General features: G+C 66.1%; 14 protein-coding genes. 6 read left to right on the top strand and 8 right to left on the bottom strand.

From position 1 onward, the window contains the following. The first annotated feature begins 90 nt into the window (after positions 1-90). Entirely contained in the window at positions 91-1,017 is a 927-nt protein-coding gene (locus MHZ91_RS04675) for a LysR family transcriptional regulator (RefSeq protein ID WP_175136309.1), read from the top strand. A gap of 10 nt (positions 1,018-1,027) precedes the next feature. Here the strand turns inward: MHZ91_RS04675 and MHZ91_RS04680 are convergent, their stop codons facing one another. The 7 genes from MHZ91_RS04680 to MHZ91_RS04710 form a co-directional block, all read right to left on the bottom strand. After that, positions 1,028-1,525, bottom strand: a complete 498-nt coding sequence (locus tag MHZ91_RS04680; protein WP_175136310.1) for a transporter suffix domain-containing protein — start codon at positions 1,523-1,525, stop codon at positions 1,028-1,030. Between the two features lie 55 nt (positions 1,526-1,580). Beyond that, positions 1,581-2,654 (bottom strand): DUF2955 domain-containing protein, encoded by a 1,074-nt coding sequence (locus MHZ91_RS04685; RefSeq protein ID WP_239212676.1) that lies wholly within the window; start codon positions 2,652-2,654, stop codon positions 1,581-1,583. Next, positions 2,644-3,852, bottom strand: a complete 1,209-nt coding sequence (locus tag MHZ91_RS04690; protein ID WP_255808822.1) for an HlyD family secretion protein — start codon at positions 3,850-3,852, stop codon at positions 2,644-2,646. The genes MHZ91_RS04685 and MHZ91_RS04690 overlap by 11 nt, the downstream gene beginning before the upstream one ends. Then, complete coding sequence (locus MHZ91_RS04695; RefSeq protein ID WP_239212677.1) at positions 3,845-5,398, bottom strand: efflux transporter outer membrane subunit; 1,554 nt, start codon at positions 5,396-5,398, stop codon at positions 3,845-3,847. Before MHZ91_RS04695 ends, MHZ91_RS04690 begins: the two co-directional genes overlap by 8 nt. A gap of 264 nt (positions 5,399-5,662) precedes the next feature. Next, the gene (locus MHZ91_RS04700; protein ID WP_239212678.1) at positions 5,663-8,725 is read right to left on the bottom strand and encodes an efflux RND transporter permease subunit; all 3,063 of its coding nucleotides are present in this window, start codon (positions 8,723-8,725) and stop codon (positions 5,663-5,665) included. Beyond that, the gene (locus MHZ91_RS04705) at positions 8,722-11,802 is read right to left on the bottom strand and encodes a multidrug efflux RND transporter permease subunit (RefSeq protein WP_239212680.1); all 3,081 of its coding nucleotides are present in this window, start codon (positions 11,800-11,802) and stop codon (positions 8,722-8,724) included. Before MHZ91_RS04705 ends, MHZ91_RS04700 begins: the two co-directional genes overlap by 4 nt. Further along, on the bottom strand, positions 11,799-12,986 hold the full coding sequence (locus tag MHZ91_RS04710; protein ID WP_218344101.1) for an efflux RND transporter periplasmic adaptor subunit: 1,188 nt from the start codon (positions 12,984-12,986) through the stop codon (positions 11,799-11,801). Before MHZ91_RS04710 ends, MHZ91_RS04705 begins: the two co-directional genes overlap by 4 nt. Before the next feature lie 151 nt (positions 12,987-13,137). Between MHZ91_RS04710 and MHZ91_RS04715 the strand changes: the two genes are divergently transcribed. Beyond that, positions 13,138-14,094, top strand: coding sequence for a molecular chaperone DnaJ (locus MHZ91_RS04715; RefSeq protein WP_175136317.1), 957 nt, complete (start codon positions 13,138-13,140; stop codon positions 14,092-14,094). Between the two features lie 6 nt (positions 14,095-14,100). Here the strand turns inward: MHZ91_RS04715 and MHZ91_RS04720 are convergent, their stop codons facing one another. After that, a complete protein-coding gene (locus MHZ91_RS04720; RefSeq protein WP_239212682.1) occupies positions 14,101-15,351 on the bottom strand; it encodes an NnrS family protein in 1,251 nt (416 codons plus the stop codon). Positions 15,352-15,593: 242 nt separating this feature from the next. Between MHZ91_RS04720 and MHZ91_RS04725 the strand changes: the two genes are divergently transcribed. From MHZ91_RS04725 to narH, 4 genes are all read left to right on the top strand, one after another. Then, positions 15,594-16,853 carry a nitrate/nitrite transporter gene (locus MHZ91_RS04725; RefSeq protein ID WP_239212686.1) on the top strand — a complete coding sequence of 420 codons (1,260 nt, stop codon included), beginning with the start codon at positions 15,594-15,596 and terminating at the stop codon, positions 16,851-16,853. Positions 16,854-16,879: 26 nt separating this feature from the next. After that, positions 16,880-18,265, top strand: a complete 1,386-nt coding sequence (locus MHZ91_RS04730) for a NarK family nitrate/nitrite MFS transporter (protein ID WP_175136319.1) — start codon at positions 16,880-16,882, stop codon at positions 18,263-18,265. Between the two features lie 208 nt (positions 18,266-18,473). Then, positions 18,474-22,217 (top strand): nitrate reductase subunit alpha, encoded by a 3,744-nt coding sequence (locus MHZ91_RS04735; protein WP_239212688.1) that lies wholly within the window; start codon positions 18,474-18,476, stop codon positions 22,215-22,217. Then, a complete protein-coding gene (gene narH, locus MHZ91_RS04740; protein ID WP_175121297.1) occupies positions 22,214-23,779 on the top strand; it encodes a nitrate reductase subunit beta in 1,566 nt (521 codons plus the stop codon). The genes MHZ91_RS04735 and narH overlap by 4 nt, the downstream gene beginning before the upstream one ends. Positions 23,780-23,782: the final 3 nt, after the last annotated feature.

Consider the following 23,782-nt stretch of genomic DNA (forward strand, 5'->3'; position numbering starts at 1 on the left):
AAAACAAAAGTATTACGGTTCTACGCGTGCCACAATTAGATATTTCGCACCTTTGCGTTGCCATAAAGGCATCTCATCCAGGAGCCATCCATGATCTCCCTCGGCCTCAGATATTTCCTGGAAGTCGCGCGCTGCGGTTCGATCGCAGGCGCGGCGGCCAGCCTGCACGTGGCGGCATCCGCCGTCAGCCGGCAGATCGCCAAGCTGGAAGACAGCCTGGGCATCGTGCTGTTCGAACGCCAGGCGCGCGGCATGGCGCTCAGCGAGGCCGGGCTTCAACTCGCGGCATACGCCCGGGCGGCCGCGCTGGAGGCCGAACGCGTCACCAAGGAGATCCGGCGGCGCAGCGCGCTAGGCGACGTCACGATCCGGCTGGCCTGTAGCGAGGGATTCGCACACCGATTCCTGCCGCTATGCATGGCCGACTTCAAGCAGGTCCGGCCCGAGACGCGTTTTCATCTTCAGGTGGACCGGCCGGAGGAGGTGATTCGCCGGATTCTCGAGGGAATGTCCCAGATCGCGCTGCACTACACGGTGGCGCAGGACGATCGCCTGAAGACCGAACTGCTGACGCGCGCGCCGGTTTACGCGGTGATGTGCCGGCAGCATCCGCTTGCCGCGCGCCGTGCGATCAGCTTGCGTGACCTGGCCGACGTGCCGGTATCGGTTGGCGACAAGGGCACGACCGTGCGGCAACTTTTCGATACCGCGTGCGCCAATGCCGGCTTGCATATCGAGCCGGCCTACGTGTCCAACAATTCGGCGGCCTTCCTGCCCATGCTGCCGGGCAGCCGGATCGTGGCGCTGACGGGCTACCTGACGTTGATGGGGGATCCGCAGGGCACCGCGCTGGCCGCAGTGCCGTTCAGCAACCCGGAAATGCGCCAGCGCAGCATCCAGGCCGTGACGCTGCAAGGGCGCACCTTGCCGCCGCTGGCAAAGGAGTTTCTGGAATTCATGGCGGCGCGGCTCACTGCGGCGCCGCGCGCGCCGGATCTGGACAAGGGCGGCGCGTGACGGCTGATGACTAGACCGACCGCACGAACAGGGCGCGCAGCTTGTTCCAGAAATCGCCGCCCAACACGAAGAAGCTGGCCACCAGCATGACGTCGCCCAGCAGTTGCGCCTGCCACAGCCGCGGCCGGAAACCGGGCCAGATCTGGTCGACATAGGGTTCCAGCATCGACGTCAGTAGGGGCAGGATGAACATCACCATGCCGATGGCGTGGCGCACGGGGCCGACCTTCTGCACGGGCGCCAGTTTCTTCGCGTGGCCGCCGATGATGGCCTTGAGTTGCTGGAATCCCTCTTTGCCCATAACGGCGATGCAGGTAATGAGCAGCACCTTGTTGGCGATGAAGATGGCGCCGGTCAGTGCCGCGATGCGCGATCCGGGGATGTCCATCGCGGCGCCGATGGGAATCAGGAACCAGAGCGCGAAGGCCAGGATGAAAATTCCGATTCCGCACTTGAAGCGCCAGCCCATTGCCGGCGCGGGTTGGGTTGGCAGGTCTTGGACACTCATGGCGGTCTCCTTGCAAGGGGTGGAATATGAGGCGGGGGAATTCAAGGCATGTGAATCAAGTTCCGGAAATACGGCGGCGTGAGGAAAATACGCCCGGCTTGCGGGGCGCACGCGGCCGGGGTTCAAGCAACTGCAGCATCAGGCAGGCATACAGGGTGACGGCGATGAACAGCCCCATGCGCACGGCGAAGGCGGTGTAGACGTCCTTGCCCGCCACGCTGTCCTGCACCGACTGGCCCAGCAGGATGATGAGCGTGATCAGGGTGTTCAGCCAGAAAGTGGGCGCATGCGGCGTGGGACTCAGCCGATACAGCTTTCTGGCCATCATCAGCCCGAACAGCAGCATCCACAGGAAGTACATCCACAGGCTGGGAAAGGGCCGCAGGGCGATCCAGAAGCCCACCGCAAGCACGCCGGCCAGCAGCGTCGATCCCAGGATCTCGCGCGCCGCGCCATGCGCCGCTGTGACGCAGCTCTGGCGGCCCAGGCTGACCGCCTTCAGGATGATGGGCATGTAGCCCAGCGGATCGGTCATCGCCAGCAGAAAGGCCGGCAGCACGACCAGCGCCGCGCGCAGGGCCATGCGGCTTGCCTCGGCGGCCGGCAAAACAGGCGGGGGCGGTGGCGCGGGCAGGCCAGGCGGTTCGGGAAACAGCGCGTGGCAGACGCCCAGCACCAGGGCGGCCAGCAGCAGCGCTTTGACCAGGGCCTCGATCACCGTTACCGCCAGGCCGAAGTCCAGTGTGCCTGCCGCAGAAATCATGGTCAGGCCGATGATCAGGAACGTCGACACCAGATTATTGCCGCCGCGCAGCCCGTGGCGAAACGCCAGAAACAGGCACAGGCCGACGATCAGCACCCCGCCGGCCGGGTAGTAGCGAAGCAGCGGAATCAGCAACAGCCCGCTGCCCGTGGTGAACATCGCCACCAGGGCCAGGCCCAGGCCGGCTTTCAACGAAAGCGGCCGGTTCATCTGCGCCAGCAGGAACACCCCGAGCACCGGCGCGATCATCGGGATCGGCATGTCCAGCCCGAAGCTGATGGCCAGGCACAGCGCCGTCCCCACGCCCAGGCGCAGGGCGCGCTGGCCGCGGGGGTCGCGAGGGGCGGGGGCCGTGTCAGTAAGCATAGGACAGCCAGCTCATCAGCCGCAGGTACAGGCGGCCCAGGGGGTTGAGCGGATTGCCGGGGTTGGGAAACGCCATGACTTCGGCCTGGCCGCCCACCCGGATGCCGCGGAGGGACGGAAGCTGTCCGGGATCGAGGTCGATGGCGACCGGAAAGCGTTGGGCGGGCCGCAGCCAGTCGCGGCTGTTCTGCACTGTGGGAAGGCTGCCGGGCTGCGTGGGCGTGCCGACGTTCACGCCATAGCCCACGCTGCGCACGCGGCCCTCGAACACCTGCCCGGGCAGCGCGTCCAGGATGATGGCGACCGGCGTGCCGGGGTCGACGTGCCCCAGGTTGTTCTCGGTCATTTCCGCGTTGATCCACACGTCGTGAATGGCGATCAGCGTCATCACGGGCTTTCCCGCCGCGGCGAATTGGCCGGCGTCGGTCCGCAGGTCGGTGACGAGGCCCGCAGCGGGGGCGCGCACCTGCGTGTTGGCCAGGTCCAGTTCAGCCTTTTCCACGGCGGCGGCGGCGCTGCGCAGCTTGGCGTTGTCTTCCTCGCTGCCGCCTTCCTGTTCGCGCGCCCGCTGCACCTCGGCACGCGCGGCCGCCACCTGGCTGACCGCCTGCGCCAGATTGGCCCGCGCAATCTCCAGCCGGCGCAGCGATATCGTGCCCTGGTCGTCGCGGTACAGGCGCTCGAGCCGGGTGCTGTCCTGGCGCGCGCGGACTTCATTGGCTTGCGCCGCGCGCAGGGACGCCTGCGCCGCATCGATGCCGGCGGTGCTGGCGCCAATCTGCCGGCGCGTGGCGTCCAGATCGGCCCGGGCGCGGTCGAGCGCAATCCGGTAATGCTCCGGGTCGATGTCGAACAGCACGGCGCCCGACTTCACGTCCTGGTTGTTGCGCACATGTACCTGCGTCACCCGGCCCGCCACTTCGGACGCCACGGGCACCACAAAGGCCTCCACCCGCGCCTGCTGCGTGTACGGCGTGTAGCGGTCCGCCAGCAGATACCAGACCAGGCTGATGACGATGACGACGAGGACCCAGCGGACCCCCTTTTTGGCGGGATCCGCGGGGGGCGGTGGGGCGGCCGGCGGGGCGGGCGGCGGCTCGGACGGCGCGGGGCGTGCCGGCGTATCGCGGGCAGGCGAGCCAGGGCTCGCCGCGGGCGCAGCGCTGGCCGTCGGGGGCGCGGGCCTGGGACTAGTCATCGGATCGCCTCGTGGTCTTGGGAAGCGCCGGCGCGGGCCGCCCGGCCTCGGACAGCAGGTCGCCCCAATTGGTGCGCCGCTGCATCTGTTCTTGCGTGGCCGGATCGATGACCGGCTGGTCGCTGTACCAGCCGCCGCCAACTGCCTTGTACAGGGCGATCAGGTCGCGCACGGCATTGCCCCGGTTCACCAGATAGGTGTCCTGTTGCGTTGCCAGCGCGCGCTGCGCATCCAGCACCCGCTGAAAGTCGGAATAGCCCTCGCGGTAGAGCGCAGTGGCCAGCGTCAACGAGCGCTTGGCCGCCAGCGCCGAGTCGTAAAGGATCCCGTCGCGTTCCAGCGCCTTGATCAGTCCCGTGGCGGCGTCGTCGGCCTCGCGCGCGGCCTGGCGCACGGCGTCCTGGTAGATGACGATGAGCTGCTGCAGCCGCGCGTCCTGCAGGCGCACCGTGTTGGTGATCCGGCCGTGGTCGAACACGTTCCAGGTCAGGCTGGGGCCGGCAAGCAGCGCTGCGCCGCCGGACGTGCCGGCCAGCGACGTGGCGGTCCAGGCGATGCTGCCCAGCAGCGTCAACGAAGGGTAAAGATCCGCCTTGGCCATGCCCACCTGCGCGGACTGCGCCGCGATCCGCAGCTCGGCGGCACGGATGTCCGGTCGCCGCAGCAGCAGGTTGGCCGGCACGTCCTGCAGCACCGCCCGGTCGATCAGCGGAATCACGGCCTCGCGTGTCGCCAGGTCGGGCAGCTCCGGCATCGGGCCCGGCGGCTTGCCGACCAGCACCGCCAGCGCGTTGCGGGTGCGCGCGATCTGGCTTTCGAACTCCGGAATGGTGCTGAGCGTGCCAAGGTATTGCGTGCGCGCCTGCTGCAGGTCCAGTTCGTCGGTCTCGCCGCTCTTGAAAAGGCGCTCGGTGATCTCGTAGCTGCGCTTCTGGATGGCCGCATTGTCGCGGGCGATGCGCAGCCGGGCTTCGGCCGTGCGCAGCGCGTAATAGCTTTCGGCGACCTGCGCGTGCAGCAGCACCAGCACGTCTTCGCGGTTGGCCTCGGCCGCGAAGTAGGCGGCATCCGCGGATTCGATGGCGCGGCTGAAACGGCCCCAGAAGTCCAGTTCCCAGCCGATGCTGAACCCCGCGCTGTATTGCCAGAAGCTGCTGGGCCGCGGATTGCCTTCCGAGGAGCGCGATGACCGATGCTGATAAAGCGCGTCCGCGCCGACGACCTGCGATTGCGGATACAGCCCGCTGCGGGCAATGCCAAGCTGGGCGCGCGCCTCCATGATCTGCAGGCCGGCCACCTGCACGCCGGGATTGTGCGCGTCGGCCTGGGCGATCAGGGATTCAAGAACGGGGTCGTCAAAGATACGCCACCACTGCCGGGCGTCCGGCTGCGAGGCTTCCACGGTGGCCTGTTGCAGCGCCGGCGTGTCCCACTGGCTGGACCAGTCGACAGGCTGGGGCGCGAAGTCGGGTCCCACTTGCACGCAACCGGCCAGGCACAGCACGCCGGTCAGCAGCAGTCGATTCAAACAAGTCATCGGCCACATTGGGCACCAGGTCTGTCAGAGGCCAAACTGCAAGTCCCCGGTGACGGCCCGATGGTGCCCGCACCGCGAACGCCGGAAAGCTCGGCAGCGACAACGTGTTGTGTGGTCGCGCCGGCATCGCGGGCAGCAGTCGCGTTCCCGGCGGCGCGAAAAAGCGCCGGACCGGATCGGGCGGTTTGCGTCAGCGTGCCAACCGATTCTATTGAGCTTTTTATTTTCCGGCTAGCGGGAAGATACGGGGGGCGGCCCGGCAGGCCGCGCCGGTCAGGCGGTGCGGCGGCGCCAGCCCAGGCGGCGCAACCGCTCCAGCGCCAGATACACGATCGGCGTCGTATACAGCGTCAGGAACTGGCTGATCATCAACCCGCCGACAATGGCGACACCCAGCGGGCGGCGCAATTCCGACCCTTCGCCCATTCCAAGCACCAAGGGCAGGGCGCCCAGAAGACCCGCCAGGTTGGTCATGACAATGGGCCGCAGGCGCAGCATGGCGGCGCGGTGAATGGCCTGCTCGGGCGTCAGGTTCTCGCGCCGCTCCAGACTCAGGGCGAAGTCGATCATGAGGATGGCGTTCTTCATGACGATGCCCACCAGCAGGAACAGCCCCAGCAGCGCGATCAGCGTGAACTCGATGCCGGCCAGCCGCAGCGCCAGCAGCGCCCCGACGCCGGCCGACGGCAGCGTGGACAGGATGGTCAGCGGATGCAGCGCGCTTTCGTACAGGATGCCCAGCACCAGGTAGATGGCGACCAGGACCCCCAGGATCAGCCAGGGCTGGTCCTGCAGGCTCTGCTGGAAGTTGCGCGCATCGCCGCCCAGGCGGGTCTGGATGTAAGACGGCACCATCAGCTTGGCCGTCGCCGCGTCAATGGCGGCCAGCCCCTGTTCCAGCGACACGCCCGGCGCCAGCGAGAAGCCGACCCACACCGCGGCGAACAGGCCATCGTGAAACACCCGGTCGTTGACCAGCCCGTTGTCGTAGGTGGCAAATGCGGTCAGCGGAACGCGGTTGCCATCGGCAGCCACGACGTGCACCTGTTCCAGGACTTCCGGGTCTTCGGTGTAGCGCGGGTCCAGTTCCAGCACGACGCGGTACTGGTTCATCGCGTCGTACAGCGTTGCGACCTGGCGCTGGCTGAACGAATTGCTCAGCACGCTGCTGATGGTGTCCATATCGACGCCCAGCCGCTGCGCCGCGCTGCGGTCGATGTCGATCACGACCTGCTGTGTCGCGCCGTCGCCTTGCGCGTCGACGTCGCGCAGCTCGGGGATCTCCTGCATCGCCTTGGAGATCTTGCGCGACCATTCCCGCAGCGCCGGCACGTCGCTGGCCATGATGGCCAGTTCATGGTCGCCGGAATTGCCGAAGCCGCCGGGCATGCGCAGGTCCTGGTCCACGTTCAGGAAGAACATGCCGCCCGGCACCGCCGGCGCGTTCGTGCGCATCCAGTTGATGACCTCGGTGGACGACGCCTCGCGTTCGGCGGCGGGTTTCAAGCGGATGAGGAACAGCGAATTGCTGATGCCCAGGCCGCCGCCGTTGTAGCCGATGACGTCGTCGACGGCCGGGTGCTTGAGGACAAGTTGCCGGTACTGGTCGATCTTGGGCTGCATGACCTGAAACGAGAACCCGTCGTCGCCGCGCACGAAGCCCATGAGCTGGCCGGTGTCCTGCACCGGCAAAAATCCCTTGGGCGCCTGGACATACAGGTAGACGTTCAGCCCGACGACGCCGGCCAGCAGCAGCAACGTCAGGCGCGCGTGGCCAAGCACGCGCGCCAGCGACACGCCATACCAGTCGTGGATGCGGGCAAACACCGCCTGCATCCGCGAGGGCTTGGCCGCAACATGGCTGACGGGCCGCAGCCAGCGCGCGCACAGTGCCGGAATGATGGCCACCGACACGACCAGCGAGATGACGGTGGCCGCCACCAGCGTGATCGAAAATTCGCGGAACAGCCGCTCCACCAGACCGCCCATGAACAGGATCGACACGAACACGACGCTCAGTGCCACGGTCATGGCCACCAGCGTAAAGCCCACCTCGCGCACGCCGCGCAGCGCGGCCTTGACCGGCGTGAGGCCGCGCTCCAGATGGCGCGAGATGTTCTCCAGTACGACGATGGCGTCGTCCACCACCAGCCCGGCGGCCACGATCAGCGCCATGAGCGACAGGTTGTTCAGCGAAAAGCCCCACGCGTACATGACGGCAAAGGTGGCGATCAGGCAGACCGGAATCGCCACGCTGGGGATCGCGGCGGCACGCGCATTGCCCAGAAACAGCCACACCACCAGGATGACCAGCCCGGCGGCCAGCGCCAGGGTGATGTGCGCTTCGCGCAGCGTCGCCTTGATGCCCGGCGAGCGGTCCAGTGCGACGGTCAGGTCTACGTCGGCGGGCATCAACTGGCGCAGGCCCGGGAGGGCCTGGTTGATGGCGTCGATGGTTTCGATGATGTTAGAGCCCGGCTGCCGGCTGATGGTCAGCACCACCGCCAGATTGCGGTTGTGAAAGCCGCTGCTGTAGCGGTTTTCGACCGAATCGCTGACGCGCGCCACCTGCGACAGCCGGATCACGGCGCCATCCTGGTAGCGCACGATGAGACTGTCGTAGTCCTGCGCGCGGCGCGGCTGCTCGGGGGTGCCGACCTCCCAGCGCTGGCCGGCCGAATCGAGCTGCCCTTGCGGGCCCATCGGAGCGGCGTTCGAAATTGCCTCGCGCACGTCGTCCAGCGCCACGCCGTAGTGCGCCAGCGCGTTGGGATTGACCTGGACGCGCACGGCCGGCAGTGAACTGCCGCCCATCGTCACCTCGCCCACGCCGCTGATCTGCGAAAGCTTCTGCGCCAGCACGGTTGAACCCAGGTCGTAGAGCTGACCAGCGGGCCGCGTGGCGGAACTGAGCGCCAACGCCATGATGGGCGCCTGCGACGGATTGATCTTGCGATAGCTGGGATTGCCCGGCATGCCGGCGGGCAGTTCGGCGCGCGCGGCGTTGATGGCGGCCTGCACGTCGCGGGCGGCCTCGTCGATGTTGCGATCCAGTTCAAACTGGAGTTGCACGCGGGTCGAACCCTGGTTGCTGGACGAGCTCATCGAGCTGACGCCCGCGATGCTGCCCAGCGCCCGTTCCAGCGGCGCGGCGACCGTGCTGGCCATGCTTTCGGGGCTGGCGCCGGGCAGATCGGCGCGCACTTCGATGGTCGGAAAATCCACCTGCGGCAACGGCGCCACCGGCAGCAGGCGCCACGCCACCGCGCCCAGCAGCGTCAGCGCCAGCGCCATAAAAATGCAGGCGACCGGCCGGTGCAGCAACGCCCGGATCATTTCACCGGGCCTTCGGCGTTGGGCGCCGGTGCGGCATCAGCGCGGCGGTGGCCCAGCCGGTGAAAGAACAGGTACACGGCCGGCGTGGTGAACAGGGTCAGCACCTGGCTGACCAGCAGCCCGCCAACCATGACCCAGCCCAGCGGCTGGCGCAGCTCGGCGCCGGAGCCGGTCGCCAGCATCAACGGCAGCGCGCCAAACAGTGCGGCCAGCGTCGTCATCAGGATGGGGCGCAGGCGCAGCAGCGCGGCCTCGCGGATGGCGGCTTGCGGGTCAAGGCCGCGCGTGCGCTCAGCCTCCAGCGCAAAGTCGACCATCATGATGCCGTTCTTCTTGACCAGCCCGATCAGCAGAATGATGCCGATCACGGCAATCAGGTCCAGCGGCCGGCCGGTGATCAGCAGCGCCAGCAGCGCGCCGACCGTGGCCGAGGGCAGGGTGGACAGGATGGTGACCGGGTGGATGGCGCTTTCGTACAGCATGCCCAGCACCAGGTACATGGTCACCACCGCGGCCAGCATCAGCCACAACGTGTTGGACAGCGACGCCTCGAACGCCGACGCCGCGCCTTGCAGCCGCAGCTCGACGCTTTCGGGCATGCCGATTTCCTGCTTGGCCGCTTCGATGGCAGCGATGGCTTCGCCCAGCGAACCGCCCGGCGGCAGGTTGAAAGACAGATTCACCGCGGGGAACTGCGACAGGTGGTTCACCGCCAGCGGTGCGGCGCGTTCACTGACCGTGGCCAGCGCGGACAGCGGAATGGCCTGCCCGCTTTCCGTCTGCAGATGAACGCGCTCCAGCGCCTCGGGGCTGGTCGCCATTGTCCGGTCCACTTCCAGCACTACACGGTACTGGTTGGATTGCGTGAACAGCGTGGCGACCTGACGCTGGCCGAATGCGTTGTACAGGGCCTGTGCCACGTCGTCCATCGTGACGCCAAGGCGCGCGGCGGCGTCGCGCGAGACTTCCAGATAGGCCTGGCGCCCGCCGCCCTGCAAGTCGGAAGACACGTCGGCAAGCTGGGGCGCCTGCGCAAGCCGCTGCATCAGCGCCGTAGTCCAGCGCGTCAGCAGGGCGCTGTCGGGCGAAGTCAGGCTGAACTGATATTGCCCGCGGCTGACGCGGTCTTCGATGTTCAGTTCCTGCACAGGTTGCAGGTAAAGCGAGATGCCGTTCACCTCGCGCGCCCGAGCGTCCAGCCGCGCCATGATGTCCGCCAGCGGCGCGCTGCGTTCGTTCCAGGGCTTCAGATTGATCAACAGACGCCCCGTGTTCAGCGTGGCGTTCATGCCGTCGATGCCGATGAAGGACGACAGGGTGGCGACGTCGGGATCTGCCAGCAGGCTTTCCGCTACCGCCTGCTGACGACGCGACATGGCGTCAAATGACGTGCTCTGCGCGGATTGGGTCACGCCTTGCAGGACGCCGCCGTCCTGCGCCGGAAAGAATCCCTTGGGCACCGCCAGATACAGCAGGCCGGTCAGCACCACGGTGGCCACCATCGCCAGCAGCGTCAGCTGCTGGTGGCGCAGGGTCACGTCCAGCCAGCCGGCGTAGCGCACCTGCAGGCGGTCCAGCAACCCGGGGCGCGACGGCTCGTGCGCCGGCAGCAGGCGCGCGCACATCATGGGCGTCAGCGTCAGCGAAACGGCCAGCGATATGAGGATGGCGACGGCCAACGTAATGGCGAACTCGCGGAACAACCGGCCGACCACGTCTTCCATGAAAAGCAGCGGGATCAGCACCGCGATCAGCGACAGCGTTAGCGACACCAGCGTGAAGCCGATCTGCCCCGCGCCCTTGAGCGCGGCCGCCATCGGGCTGTGGCCTTGTTCGCGGTAGCGCGCAATGTTCTCCAGCATGACGATGGCGTCATCCACCACGAAACCTGCGCCTATGGTCAGTGCCATCAGCGTCAGGTTGTTGGTGGAGAAACCGGCCAGGTACATGAAGCCGAACGTGCCGATCAGGGACAACGGCACGGCCAGGCTGGGGATCAGCGTAGCGGGCAGGTTGCGGAGGAACAGAAAGGTCACCAGGACGACCAGCCCCACGGCGAAGGCCAGCTCCCATTGCACGCCGCGCACCGAGGCGCGGATGCTCTCCGTCCGATCGGTCAGGATGCGCACCTGCACGGCGGCGGGCAGGCTGGCCGTCAGTTGCGGCAGCAGCGCCTTGACCTGGTCGGCCACCGCGATGACGTTGGCGCCCGGCTGGCGCTGGATATTCACCAGCACGGCGGGCTGCTTGTCCACCCACGCGGCCAGATAGCGGTCTTCGGCGCCGTCCTCCACCGTCGCGATCTGACCCAGCCGCACCGGCGCGCCATTCTTCCAGGCGACGATCAGGTCGCGGTATTCCTCGGCGCTCTGCAATTGATCATTGGCGTCCATGATGACGGACCGCACGGGGCCATCAAAGCTGCCTTTAGGCTGATTGGAGTTGGCCTTGGTAATCGCCTCCTGCACGTCCGACAACTGCAGGCCACGCGCGGCCAGCGCCATCGGGTTGACCTGCACGCGCACGGCGGGGCGCTGCCCGCCCGCCAGGCTGACCATGCCCACGCCCGAGAGCTGCGACAGCCGCTGCGTCATCCGCGTATCCACCAGATCGTAGACCTTGGGCAGCGGCAGGGAATCCGACGTGACGGCCAGCGTCAGGATCGGCACGTCCGCGGGGTTGACCTTGCGGTAGACGGGCGGGGTGGGCAGATCGTTCGGCAGGAGCGAATCGCTGGCGCTGATGGCTGCCTGCACCTCCTGTTCGGCCACGCCCAGCGGCACGTCCAGCGCAAACTGCAGCGTGATGACCGAGATGCCGCTGCCGCTGGTGGACGACATCTGCTTTAAGCCCGGTATCTGCCCGAAGCGCCGCTCCAGCGGTGCGGTGACCGCGCGCGCCGTCACGTTGGGACTGGCGCCCGGATACTGCGTGGTGACCTGGATGATGGGATAGTCGACCTGAGGCAATGCGGCCACGGGCAGCAGGCGCCACGCCAGGATGCCCGACAACAGCAGGGCGATCATCAGGAATGATGTGGCGACCGGGCGCAAGATGAAGGGGCGTGACAGGCTCATGCGGGCTCCTTGTCCTGATCGTGCTGCTCCACGATCTGCACATCGCGTCCGTCATGCAGCCGGTCCACGCCCTCGACCACGACGCGCTCGTCCTCGGCCAGGCCCGCCAGCACGACGATGCGACCCGCGTTGGCCGGACCCAGTTCCAGCACGCGGCGGGTGGCGCGATTGTCGTCGCCGATGACGAAGACGAACGATCCTTCAGAACCGAACTGCACGGCGGCGGTGGGTATGGTCACGACATCATCCTGCTGCACGACGGCCAGCCGGATGTTCACGAACTGGTTGGGAAACAACGACTCGTCGGCATTGTCGAAGCGCGCGCGCAGCCGCACCGTGCCGCTGGCCGCCTGGATGCGGTTGTCCAGCGCTTCGAGCGTGCCTTCGGCCAGAATGCGGCGCTCGTCGGCGTCCCAGGCCTGCACGCGCAACACGGGCGTCTTCGCCTGCGCCTGACGCAGGATGTCCAGGCGGGTCTCCGAGATGCTGAACAGGGCCGACGTGGGCGCCATCTGCACCAGCGTGGTCAGCCCGTCTGCGTCTGTCGTGCGCACGTGGTTGCCGGCATCCACGCGCCGCAAGCCCACGCGGCCGGCGTGGGGCGCCACGATACGCGTAAGACTGAGCAGGCGGCGGGCGTCGGCGACCTGCGCCTGGTTCTTCTGGCGCTGCGCGGTGTACATCCGCACCTGCGCCTCGGCGGTATCGAGCTGCTGCCCGGCCACGGCCTCCTGCCGCGCCAGCTTCCGATAGCGGCGCAGGTCCGCTTCGGCGTTGTCCAGCAGCGCCTGCGTTTGCGCCAGCTCGCCTTCGGCGGACGCCAGCGCAGCCTGGAAGGGGCGCGGGTCTATTTCGGCAAGCAACTGACCCTGCGAGACCGCCTGGCCTTCGGTGTAGTGCAGCCTCACCAACTGGCCATCGACCTGGCTGCGCACGGTCACCTGAGCCAGCGGCGTGATGGTGCCCAACGCATGCAGGTCCCGCTGCAGCGGGCCAGTGCGCGCGGCGGCGACGCTCACTGCGACGGGAAGCTTCCCATAGTTGGGGGGAGGAGGGGCGGCCGGGCCTTTATTGCCCGCCAGCCAGACCGCCGCACCGATCAGCAGGGCCAGCGCCAGGGCGGCCGCGATCAGGATCAGGCGTTTGCGTGAGGGGGTAGGGCCCGCAAGGAAGCGCAGGGACATCAGGGCTGCCGGGCAAGGGATAGCGGACAGCCGAGATTCTATATTAATAATAATGATTAGCGTTATTGACGCTGATTTTCAAGAAGGGTTTGCGCGTATCGTTTAGAGTGGCGGCTGTTTTCAATACCCCGGTTTGCAAGAGGAGTGGGTCATGAGCAAAGAATCCTTCGAAAGTCAGCGGGAATTATTCGAGCGCCTGCAGGAACGGCTGGCGTCCGAACGCGACCGCTTGGCGCAGTGGCAGTCGATCGAAGCCGATTACCAGCGCAAATACACCGAGACGCTGCGGCCCCTCGAAGAAAAGCTCAACCAGCTTCGTTACAAGCTGGTGCTGTGCTTTGATCATGCGTACAAGGAAATGGGCCTGTCCAAGGCCGAGCGCGAATTCGTTTCCGAACTGGTCACGGAGTTTTCGGAAGAACTGCTGGTCCTGGCAACCAAGAGCGAGCTGCCTGCCGGTTGCGACACCGCGCGCCTCAAGACGCTTTACAAGAAGCACCGCGGGTCGGATTACGACGCCAACCTGGCCGAACTGACGGAAAGCGCGGGCCAGGAACTGGCCGATGCGCTGGATCTGGACGTTGCCGATCTGGGCTCGATGTCGCCCATGCAGTTGCTGCAGATCATCCAGGACCAGTATGACGACGAGGACGCGGAAGAACTGCTGGAGTATGCGCGCGTCGTCAAGATTCCGGCCGTGACGAATGACATCGCGTGGCAGGCCTTGCAAGAGGCCGAGCGCGCGCGCCAGGCCCAGTCCGCCCAGAATCCCGCCCTGCGTACCGAGGTCCAGGCCGTCGCCGACATCCCGGACGATCGGCTGCAAGAGACCAACACGGTGCTCGCCGCCCAACTCGACGAAGTGCTGAGCCAGCTTCAGTTCGCCGAAGAAGGCTTCAAGCTGCGCTACGAACTGGACGTGTTCGCCACGTTCGATCCCGATACGGTAATGGGCGAACTGGACGACGACATCAAGGACATCCAGGAGTACATCCAGGAACTGGAGCACGAGATCATGCAGTTCTCGGATGAATCCCTGCTCAAGGCGTGGATCAAGGCGATGCGCCGGGAAGTGGCCGCGATGGAGCGGCGCGAAGATCGGTCCTGACGCGTCTCAGCCTTTCGGCCGCGACACCGGCATCACCCGCATGACCGGCGCGGCCTGCTTGGCCGCCGCATCCGCGCGCGGCCGGATCATCATCGGGAAGAACCGCCACAGGTACAGTCCCAGCGCCAGCGCCCACGCGGTGGCGGACGCATGCAGCCAGCCCAGCGTCGCGGCGGTCGGCAACAGCGCCGCCAGCCGCAGCAGTGCCGCCAGGATCATCAGCGCGTAGCTCACGACCATGCTGCGGTCCGTGTGCAGCGGCCGGCCCAGGTGGCCCAGCGCGGTGCGCGTCACCATGCCCAGGATCAGCACGGAAAACCCTGCCACGCCAATCACGTGCGCCGGCCACGCCTGCCGGACGACGAAGCCCGCCAATTGCGCCGCGCCGACCAGCAGCCCGATGCCCAGGCCCAGATACCCGGCATAGAGAATCCACAGAAGCGGTACGCGCCGCACGGCCCACGGCTTCCAGGACACCCACTGCACCAGCGCGATCACGCCGCTGGCCGCCAACGCCGCCGCGGCCACTTGCTGCACCCCGGCCAGCAGGCAGGCGATGGCAATGACGCCGAACCCAAGCTGCCAATGGCCGCTCTTGGTATGGGGAGGGATGTCCAGGCCCGCGACGGCGCGCTTGGCGAAGAAGGGCATGACCCGCCGGGCGATCAGCAACGTCAGCACGGCCATCGACAAGAGGCCGGCATTGAAAAAGCGCATCAGCGTGACGTAGTCGCCCTGTACCGTCGCCCACAGATACAGCCCGTTGGTCGCGCCGAGCGCCAGCAGCAGCAAGGGAACGCCATAGTTGCGCTGATTGCGTGTCACGGCGACGGCGCGTCCCAGCGCCCCGGCCGCCCACAGAAAGAAGAGCAGATCGGCAGCCGCCGCAATGGCGAATGCCGGGCGGCCCGGCGCCAGATAGCCCACCCGCGCCACGATCCATAACCCGCACAGGGCCGCCAGCGGGTTGCCGCGCAGCGGATTCTTGCCCGTCCAGTTGGCGCCCGCCGTCAGCAGAAACCCCACGGCAATGGTGGCGACAAAGCCCCACAGCATTTCATGCGCGTGCCAGAACATGCCGTTCAGCACGCCGGTCAGGCGCGCCGGCGCATGCACCCACAGCAGCACGGAGAACAGGGCCCAAAAACAGCCCGCGAGGTACAGCGGGCGAAATCCCATCTCGGTGAAAGCGCGCCATTCGGGCGGTGCGGGGCGCGGCTTCTTTGCGGGTTCTTCAATGGAAAGCAGGGTGCTCATGATGTAGCCAGTGCGCGCAGGGTGCGCCGCGTTGTGGGTTTGAACGTGTATTTGAAATACATATTACTGCTGGCGGCATCCGGGCGCGACTTGCTTGCTTGATCCAGCGCAAGGCTATCCGGAACACCCGCATGACTAGGCACTTCGGAAATGGCCCTTTGGTCGGCTGGGGAATGGTGAGTGAAGGGCGGCCTCCTTAGGCTACCCACATACGTATTTGTCAGCAAAAAGCGAGACCAACCATGGCAGCACATCAATCCTCGGCCGGCGCGCCGATGCGGGTCCTGATATCCAGTACGTTTGCCTTCACCATCTGTTTCGCGGTGTGGATGATCTTCGCCGTGCTGGGCATTCCCATAAAAACCCAGCTCGGCCTGTCTGAAACGCAATTCGGCCTGCTGGCCGCCATGCCGGTCCTGACCGGTTCCCTCGTGCGCGTGCCGCTGGGCATCTGGACCGACCGCTACGGCGGCCGCCCCGTGTTCTTCGTGCTGATGTTGCTGGCAGTGGTGCCGATCTGGCTGCTGTCGTACGCCACGGAATACTGGCAGTTCCTGGTGCTGGCGCTGTTCGTCGGCCTGACCGGCGGCTCGTTCTCGGTGGGTACGCCCTACGTGGCGCGCTGGTTCCCGCGCAACAAGCAGGGTCTGGCCATGGGCGTCTTTGGCGCCGGCAACTCGGGTTCGGCCATCACCAAGTTCGTGGCGCCCGCACTGATCGCCGCGGCCGCCGGATCCTGGGTCATCGTGCCGCAGGTGTACGCCGTGGCGCTGCTGGTCACCGCGATCCTGTTCTGGATGTTCTCGTCGTCCGATCCCTCGCACCGCGTTGCAGGCGGCGCATCCTTGTCGGCCCAGTTCGCCATGCTGAAGGACCCGCGCGTCTGGCGCTACTGCCAGTACTACTCGGTCGTGTTCGGCGGCTACGTTGCCCTGGCGCTGTGGATGACCAAGTACTACATCGGCGAATACGGCTTCGACATGAAGCTGGCCGCGCTGTTGGCCGCATGTTTCTCGCTGCCCGGCGGCGTGCTGCGCGCGGTGGGCGGCTGGATCTCCGACCGCTACGGCGCCTACAAGACCACGTGGTGGGTGATGTGGGTGTGCTGGGTCGCGTTCTTCCTCCTGAGCTACCCGCAAACCGAATTCACCGTCATGACCGCCGGCGGCCCGCGTTCCTTCGGCATCGCGCTCGGTCCGGTCACCTTCACCATCCTGCTGTTCATCGTCGGCATCGCCATGGCGATCGGCAAGGCCTCCGTCTTCAAGTTCATTTCTGACGAGTTCAGCGACAACATCGGCGCCGTGTCCGGCATCGTCGGGCTGGCTGGCGGCCTGGGCGGCTTCATTCTTCCCATCATGTTCGGCGTCCTGCTCGACCTGACCGGCATCCGCTCCAGCGCCTTCATGCTGCTGTACGGCACGGTCTGCGTCTCGCTCATCTTCATGCACTTCAGTTTCCGGCCCGAAAGCGCGGCCATCGCGCGGCAGCAAGCCGCCTGACCCACCCACCATCCTGAGAGAACCTCATGTCCACTCAAGTCCTTGCGCGCTGGGAGCCGGATAACCCCGGCTTCTGGAAACAGACCGGCGCGCGCGTCGCCAACCGCAATCTGTGGATCTCGATCCCGGCGCTGATGCTGGCGTTCAGCATCTGGATGCTGTGGAGCGTGGTCGTGGTCAACCTGGACCGCGCCGGCTTCATGCTGTCCAAGAACCAGCTGTTCTGGCTGACGGCGCTGCCCGCGCTGTCCGGCGCCACGCTGCGCATCTTCTACTCGTTCCTCGTGCCCGTCTTCGGCGGGCGCAAGTGGACGGCCATCTCCACCGCCTCGCTGCTGATTCCGGCGCTGGGCATGGGCTTCGCGCTGCGCGACCCGACCACCTCGTTCCCCACGCTCCTGATCCTGGCGCTGCTGTGCGGCCTGGGCGGCGGCAACTTCAGCTCCAGCATGGCCAACATCAGCTTCTTCTTCCCCAAGGAAAAGAAGGGCCTGGCCACGGGCCTGAATGCCGGCATCGGCAACCTGGGCGTGTCGCTGGTGCAGTTCGTGGTGCCGGTTGTCATCACGATGGGCGTGTTTGGCGTCGCCGGCGGCGAACCCCAGGTCATCAACGCCAATGGCACGCAGCAGAACCTGTGGCTGCAGAACGCGGGCTTCATCTGGGTGATCCCCATCGCGCTGGCGTCCATCGCCGCGTGGTTCGGCATGAACGACATCGCCGACGCGCGCGCCTCGTTCGCCGATCAGGCCGTCATCTTCAAGCGCAAGCACAACTGGCTGATGTGCTGGCTGTACGTGGGCACGTTCGGGTCGTTCATCGGCTTCTCGGCGGGCTTCGCCATGCTGACCAAGACGTTGTTTCCCACGGTCAATCCCATGGCATACGCCTTCCTGGGACCGCTGGTCGGATCGCTGACGCGTCCCGTAGGCGGCTGGATCTCCGACAAGCTGGGCGGCGCCCGGGTCACGCTCTTCACCTTCGCGGCCATGATCGCCGCGGTGGCGGGCGTCATGGTGTTCCTGCCTGGCGAAGGCCGCCTGGGCGACTTCAACGGGTTCCTCGCCATGTTCATCGTGCTGTTCGCGCTGACGGGTCTGGGCAACGGCTCGACGTTTCGCATGATCCCCGTGATCTTCCTGCGTGAGCGCACGCAGGCCGCGCAGGGCAAGGGCCCGGCCGCGCAAAAGCAGGCGATGACGGAAGCGGCCAAGGAATCGGCTGCCGTGCTGGGCTTTTCCGGCGCCATCGGGGCCTACGGCGGCTTTTTCATCCCGCGCAGCTTCGGCACGTCGCTCGACATGACCGGCAGCGTCCAGACCGCGTTGGTTTGCTTCATCGGCTTTTACGCCACCTGCATGCTGATCACCTGGTGGTTCTACGCGCGCCGCAATGCGCCCGTGCCGTGCTGATCTGCCCGATACGCCGGCCGGTCCGTGCTTTGCGCGCGGTGCGGCCGGCGGCGCGCGACTAGTTCGGTCTACGCGGATAACTAGTCACTCTGCCGAACCCGGGTTGTGCCACCGGCGAATGGTCCGCCAGACAGCCCAGTCCTAAAGTTGCTTCAACAGCATTGATCGCAGTACGCGCCGGCCAGGCCGGCGTTCTTGGAGAAACACAATGAGTCATTTTCTGGACCGGTTGAAGTTCATGTCGCGGGTGAAGTCCACCTTCGCGAACGGTCATGGCGAAACCGTCAACGAGGACCGCAAGTGGGAAAACGCGTACCGCGCCCGCTGGCAGCACGACAAGGTGGTGCGTTCCACCCACGGCGTGAACTGCACCGGCTCCTGCTCCTGGAAGGTCTATGTCAAGAACGGCCTGATCACCTGGGAAACCCAGCAGACCGACTACCCCCGCACCCGTCCCGATCTGCCCAATCATGAGCCGCGTGGCTGTCCGCGCGGCGCCTCGTACAGCTGGTATGTGTACTCGGCGCAACGCGTGAAGTACCCCATGATCCGCGGCCGCCTGATCGAAATGTGGCGCGAAGCCCGCAAGACCATGGATCCCATCGCCGCCTGGGAATGGATCAGCCAGGATCCCAAGCGCGCCAAGCGCTACAAGTCGGTGCGCGGCCTGGGCGGCTTTGTCCGCGCCGATTGGGACACCGCCACCGAAATCATTGCTGCCGCCAACGCGCTCACCATCAAGAAGTACGGTCCCGACCGCGTGATCGGCTTCTCGCCGATTCCCGCCATGTCGATGGTCAGCTACGCCGCCGGCGCCCGCTACCTGAGCCTGCTGGGCGGCGCCTGCCTCAGCTTCTACGACTGGTACTGCGACCTTCCCCCCGCCAGCCCCCAGATCTGGGGCGAACAGACCGACGTGCCGGAATCGGCCGACTGGTACAACTCCACCTACCTGATGGTCTGGGGCTCGAACGTCCCGCAGACCCGCACCCCCGACGCGCACTTCTACACCGAAGTCCGCTACAAGGGCACCAAGACCGTGGCCGTGTCCAGCGACTTCGGCGAAATGGTCAAGTTCGGCGACATCTGGCTGGCGCCCAAGCAGGGCACCGACGCCGCGCTTGCCATGGCCATGGGCCACGTCATCCTCAAGGAATTTCACCTCTCGGGCAAGTCGGCCTACTTCACGGACTACGTGCGCCGCTACACCGACATGCCGATGCTGGTGCAGCTCAAGGAACGCGACGGCTTCTACGCCCCTGACCACTTCCTGCGCGCCTCGCAGCTCGACAACGCGCTCGGCGAACAGAACAACCCCGACTGGAAGACGCTGGTCCTGGACGAGTCCACCGGCGATCTGGTCGCGCCCAACGGCAGCATCGGTTTCCGCTGGGGCGAGGGCGCCGTCAACGACGGTGAAAAGGTTGGCCGCTGGAACCTCGAATCCAAGGACGGCGGTTCGGGCCGCGAAATCGTCCCGACACTGACCCTCCTGGGCCAGTCGGACGACGTGGTCGGCGTGGGTTTCCCGTACTTCGGCAGCGAACACGACGAACTCCTCGTGCGCAACGTGCCCGCCCGCCGCATCCGCCTGGCCGACGGCACCGAGGCGCTGGTCGCCACGGTGTATGACCTGCAAATGGCCAACTACGGCCTCGATCGCGGCCTGGGCGGCGGCAACGTCGCAACTTCGTACGACGACGACGTTCCCTACACGCCCGCCTGGCAGGAAAAGCACACCAGCGTGCCGCGCGCGCAGGTCATCCAGGTGGCACGTGAATTTGCCCAGAACGCGCACGACACCGAAGGCAAGTCCATGATCATCGTCGGCGCCGGCCTGAACCACTGGTACCACATGGACATGATCTACCGCGGCATCATCAACATGCTGATGATGTGCGGTTGCGTCGGCAAGAGCGGCGGCGGCTGGGCGCACTATGTGGGCCAGGAAAAGCTGCGTCCGCAGTTCGGCTGGGCGCCTCTGGCGTTCGCCGCGGACTGGGTCCGCCCGCCGCGCCAGATGAACGGCACCTCGTTCTTCTACGCCCACACCAGCCAATGGCGCCACGAAAAGCTGAACGTGCAGGAAGTGCTCGGCCCCACCGCCGACCGCGCCAAGTACGGCGAACTCAGCATGATCGACCTGAACGCCCGCGCCGAGCGCATGGGCTGGCTGCCGTCGGCCCCGCAGCTGCGCACTAATCCGCTGGACGTGGTGGCGCAGGCCGACAGCCTGGGCAAGGATCCCATCGCCCACGCGGTCGAACAGATGAAGTCGGGCGACCTTCGCATGTCCTGCGAAAACCCGGACGATCCCGCCAACTTCCCGCGCAACATGTTCGTGTGGCGCTCCAACATCCTCGGCTCCAGCGGCAAGGGCCACGAGTATTTCCTGAAGTACCTGCTGGGCACGCAGAACGCGGTGTTCGGCGATGAAGGCGATGCCATCAAGCCCACCGAAGTCACCTACGAGGAAGACGCGGCCGAAGGCAAGCTGGACCTGCTGACGGTGCTGGACTTCCGCATGAGCACCACGTGCCTGTACGGCGACATCGTGCTGCCCACGGCCACCTGGTACGAAAAGGACGACCTCAACACGTCCGACATGCACCCGTTCATCCACCCGCTCAGCGAAGCCGTGCAGCCGCTCTGGGAAAGCAAGACCGACTGGGAAATCTACAAGCTGCTCGCCAAGAAGTTCACCGACATCGGCGGTCCGTACCTCGGCAAGCGCCGCGATCTGGTGCTGACCCCGCTGATGCACGACACCCCGGGAGAACTCGGCCAGGCCTTCGAACCCAAGGACTGGAAGCTGGGCGAATGCGACCTGATCCCCGGCAAGACCGCGCCGTCCATGACGGTGGTTGAACGCGATTACAACGACATCTACCGCAAGTTCACGTCGGTGGGTCCGTTGCTGGACAAGCTGGGCAACGGCGGCAAGGGCATCAACTGGAACACGCAGCACGAGGTCCACGAGCTGGCCGGCATCAACGACAGCGTCACCGAAGCCGGCGTCAGCCAAGGCCGTCCGCGTCTGGACACGGCCATCGACGCCGCTGAGATGATCCTGACCTTCGCACCGGAAACCAACGGCCACGTCTCGGTCAAGGCGTGGGAAGCGCTGGGCAAGATCACCGGACGCGACCACACGCACCTTGCCGTCGGCCGCGAGCACGACAAGATCCGCTTCCGCGACATCCAGGCGCAGCCGCGCAAGATCATTTCGGCGCCCACCTGGTCTGGCCTGGAAAGCGAAGAGGTCAGCTACAACGCCGGCTATACCAACGTCCATGAACTGATCCCATGGCGCACCCTGACGGGCCGCCAGCAGTTCTACCAGGATCACCGCTGGATGCTGGACTTTGGCGAAGGCTCGTGCGTGTACAAGCCCGCCATCGACACCAAGACGGTTGCGCCCATGCTGGGCAAGTACCCCAACGGCGAAAAGGAACTGGTCCTGAACTGGATCACGCCGCACCAGAAGTGGGGCATCCACAGCACGTATTCGGACAACCTGCGCATGCTGACCCTGAGCCGCGGCGGCCCCCACGTGTGGGTGTCCGAAGCCGAGGCCAAGCAGGCCGGTCTGGTCGACAACGACTGGGTCGAAGTGTTCAACGTCAACGGCACGCTGACCGCCCGGGTGGTCGTGAGCCAGCGCGTGCCGGTCGGCATGTGCCTGATGTACCACGCCCAGGAAAAGATCGTGAACGTGCCGGGCGCTGAAACCAGCGGCAAGCGCGGCGGCATCCACAACTCGGTCACGCGCACGGTGCTCAAGCCCACGCACATGATCGGCGGCTACGCCCAGCAGGCCTACGGTTTCAACTATTACGGCACCGTAGGCGCCAACCGCGACGAATTCGTGGTCGTGCGCAAGATGAAGAAGGTGGACTGGCTGGAAGGCCCGCTCGTCGAAGAACTGCAACAAGAAGAGAAGCAATCATGAGGATACGCGCCCAAATCGGCATGGTGCTGAACCTGGACAAGTGCATTGGCTGCCACACTTGCTCGGTCACCTGCAAGAACGTCTGGACCAGCCGCGACGGTGTCGAGTATGCCTGGTTCAACAACGTGGAAACCAAGCCCGGCATCGGCTATCCGAAAGAATGGGAAAACCAGGAAAAGTGGAAGGGCGGCTGGAGCCGCACGGCCGCCGGCAAGCTGGAACCGCGTCAAGGCGGCAAGCTGCGCATCCTGGCCAACCTGTTCGCCAACCCGAACCTGCCCGCCATCGACGACTACTACGAGCCGTTCACCTACGACTACGAGCACCTGAAGAACGCGCCGCTGTCGCAAACGCCGCCCACCGCGCGTCCGGTGTCGGTGCTGACGGGCAAGAAGATGGACAAGATCCATTGGGGCCCCAACTGGGAAGACGACCTGGGCGGCGAATTCAGCTCTCGCAGCCGCGACGCCCTGTTTGAAGGCGTGCAGAAGGAGATGTACTCGACCTTCGAGAACACCTTCATGATGTACCTGCCGCGCCTGTGCGAACACTGCCTGAACCCGGCCTGTGTCGCCAGCTGCCCGTCCGGCTCCATCTACAAGCGTGAAGACGACGGCATCGTCCTGGTCGACCAGGACAAGTGCCGCGGCTGGCGCATGTGCATCTCGGGCTGCCCGTACAAGAAGATCTACTACAACTGGAACAGCGGCAAGGCCGAGAAGTGCACGTTCTGCTACCCGCGCATCGAGGCCGGCCAGCCGACCGTGTGCTCGGAAACCTGCGTGGGCCGCATCCGCTACCTGGGCGTGCTGCTGTACGACGCCGACCAGATCGAGAACGCCGCATCCACCGCGAACGAGCAAGACCTCTACCAGTCGCAGCTCGACCTGTTCCTGGACCCGCACTCGCCCGAGGTGATCGCCGCGGCCCGCGAGCAGGGCATCCCGGAATCCTGGCTGGAAGCCGCGCGCAATTCGCCCGTTTACAAGATGGCCGTCGAATGGAAGGTCGCTTTCCCGCTGCACCCGGAATACCGCACGCTGCCCATGGTCTGGTACATCCCGCCGCTGTCGCCCATCCAGACGGCCGCTGAATCGGGCAAGATGCCCCAGCGCACCGTGGGCAAGAGCGGCATGATCCCCGACGTGTCCACCCTGCGCATCCCCGTGCGCTACCTGGCCAATCTGCTGACGGCCGGCAAGGAAGCGCCGGTGCTGCAAGCGCTGGAACGCATGCTTGCCATGCGCGCCTTCAAGCGGTCCGAGACCGTTCACGGCGAACGCGACACGGCCCTGCTGGACCAGGTGGGCCTGACCGAGGAAACGGTGCAGGACATGTACCGCATCATGGCCATCGCGAACTACGAAGACCGCTTCGTCGTGCCCAGCAGCCACAAGGAAGTGGTCGAGGACAGCTTCAACGAGAAGGGAAGCTGCGGCTTCACGTTTGGCAACGGCTGCTCGGGCGGCGTGTCGGAAGGCACTCTGTTCGGTCGCAAGCCGCAGGGCAGCGAAATCTTCATCGAGATGCCCAAGTCGCGCAAGAAGGCCGTTTCGGCTTAAGGA

This window comes from Achromobacter sp. ACRQX, assembly GCF_022346505.1.
Classification (GTDB): Bacteria; Pseudomonadota; Gammaproteobacteria; order Burkholderiales; family Burkholderiaceae_B; genus Achromobacter; species Achromobacter animicus.

What these genes read in the sequence shown, in the direction of transcription:
- MHZ91_RS04675 (WP_175136309.1), top strand. Translation starts at nt 91, where the DNA reads ATGATCTCCCTCGGCCTCAGATATTTCCTGGAAGTCGCGCGCTGCGGT.
- MHZ91_RS04680 (WP_175136310.1), bottom strand. Translation starts at nt 1,525, where the DNA reads ATGAGTGTCCAAGACCTGCCAACCCAACCCGCGCCGGCAATGGGCTGG.
- MHZ91_RS04685 (WP_239212676.1), bottom strand. Translation starts at nt 2,654, where the DNA reads ATGCTTACTGACACGGCCCCCGCCCCTCGCGACCCCCGCGGCCAGCGC.
- MHZ91_RS04690 (WP_255808822.1), bottom strand. Translation starts at nt 3,852, where the DNA reads ATGACTAGTCCCAGGCCCGCGCCCCCGACGGCCAGCGCTGCGCCCGCG.
- MHZ91_RS04695 (WP_239212677.1), bottom strand. Translation starts at nt 5,398, where the DNA reads ATGTGGCCGATGACTTGTTTGAATCGACTGCTGCTGACCGGCGTGCTG.
- MHZ91_RS04700 (WP_239212678.1), bottom strand. Translation starts at nt 8,725, where the DNA reads ATGATCCGGGCGTTGCTGCACCGGCCGGTCGCCTGCATTTTTATGGCG.
- MHZ91_RS04705 (WP_239212680.1), bottom strand. Translation starts at nt 11,802, where the DNA reads ATGAGCCTGTCACGCCCCTTCATCTTGCGCCCGGTCGCCACATCATTC.
- MHZ91_RS04710 (WP_218344101.1), bottom strand. Translation starts at nt 12,986, where the DNA reads ATGTCCCTGCGCTTCCTTGCGGGCCCTACCCCCTCACGCAAACGCCTG.
- MHZ91_RS04715 (WP_175136317.1), top strand. Translation starts at nt 13,138, where the DNA reads ATGAGCAAAGAATCCTTCGAAAGTCAGCGGGAATTATTCGAGCGCCTG.
- MHZ91_RS04720 (WP_239212682.1), bottom strand. Translation starts at nt 15,351, where the DNA reads ATGAGCACCCTGCTTTCCATTGAAGAACCCGCAAAGAAGCCGCGCCCC.
- MHZ91_RS04725 (WP_239212686.1), top strand. Translation starts at nt 15,594, where the DNA reads ATGGCAGCACATCAATCCTCGGCCGGCGCGCCGATGCGGGTCCTGATA.
- MHZ91_RS04730 (WP_175136319.1), top strand. Translation starts at nt 16,880, where the DNA reads ATGTCCACTCAAGTCCTTGCGCGCTGGGAGCCGGATAACCCCGGCTTC.
- MHZ91_RS04735 (WP_239212688.1), top strand. Translation starts at nt 18,474, where the DNA reads ATGAGTCATTTTCTGGACCGGTTGAAGTTCATGTCGCGGGTGAAGTCC.
- narH (WP_175121297.1), top strand. Translation starts at nt 22,214, where the DNA reads ATGAGGATACGCGCCCAAATCGGCATGGTGCTGAACCTGGACAAGTGC.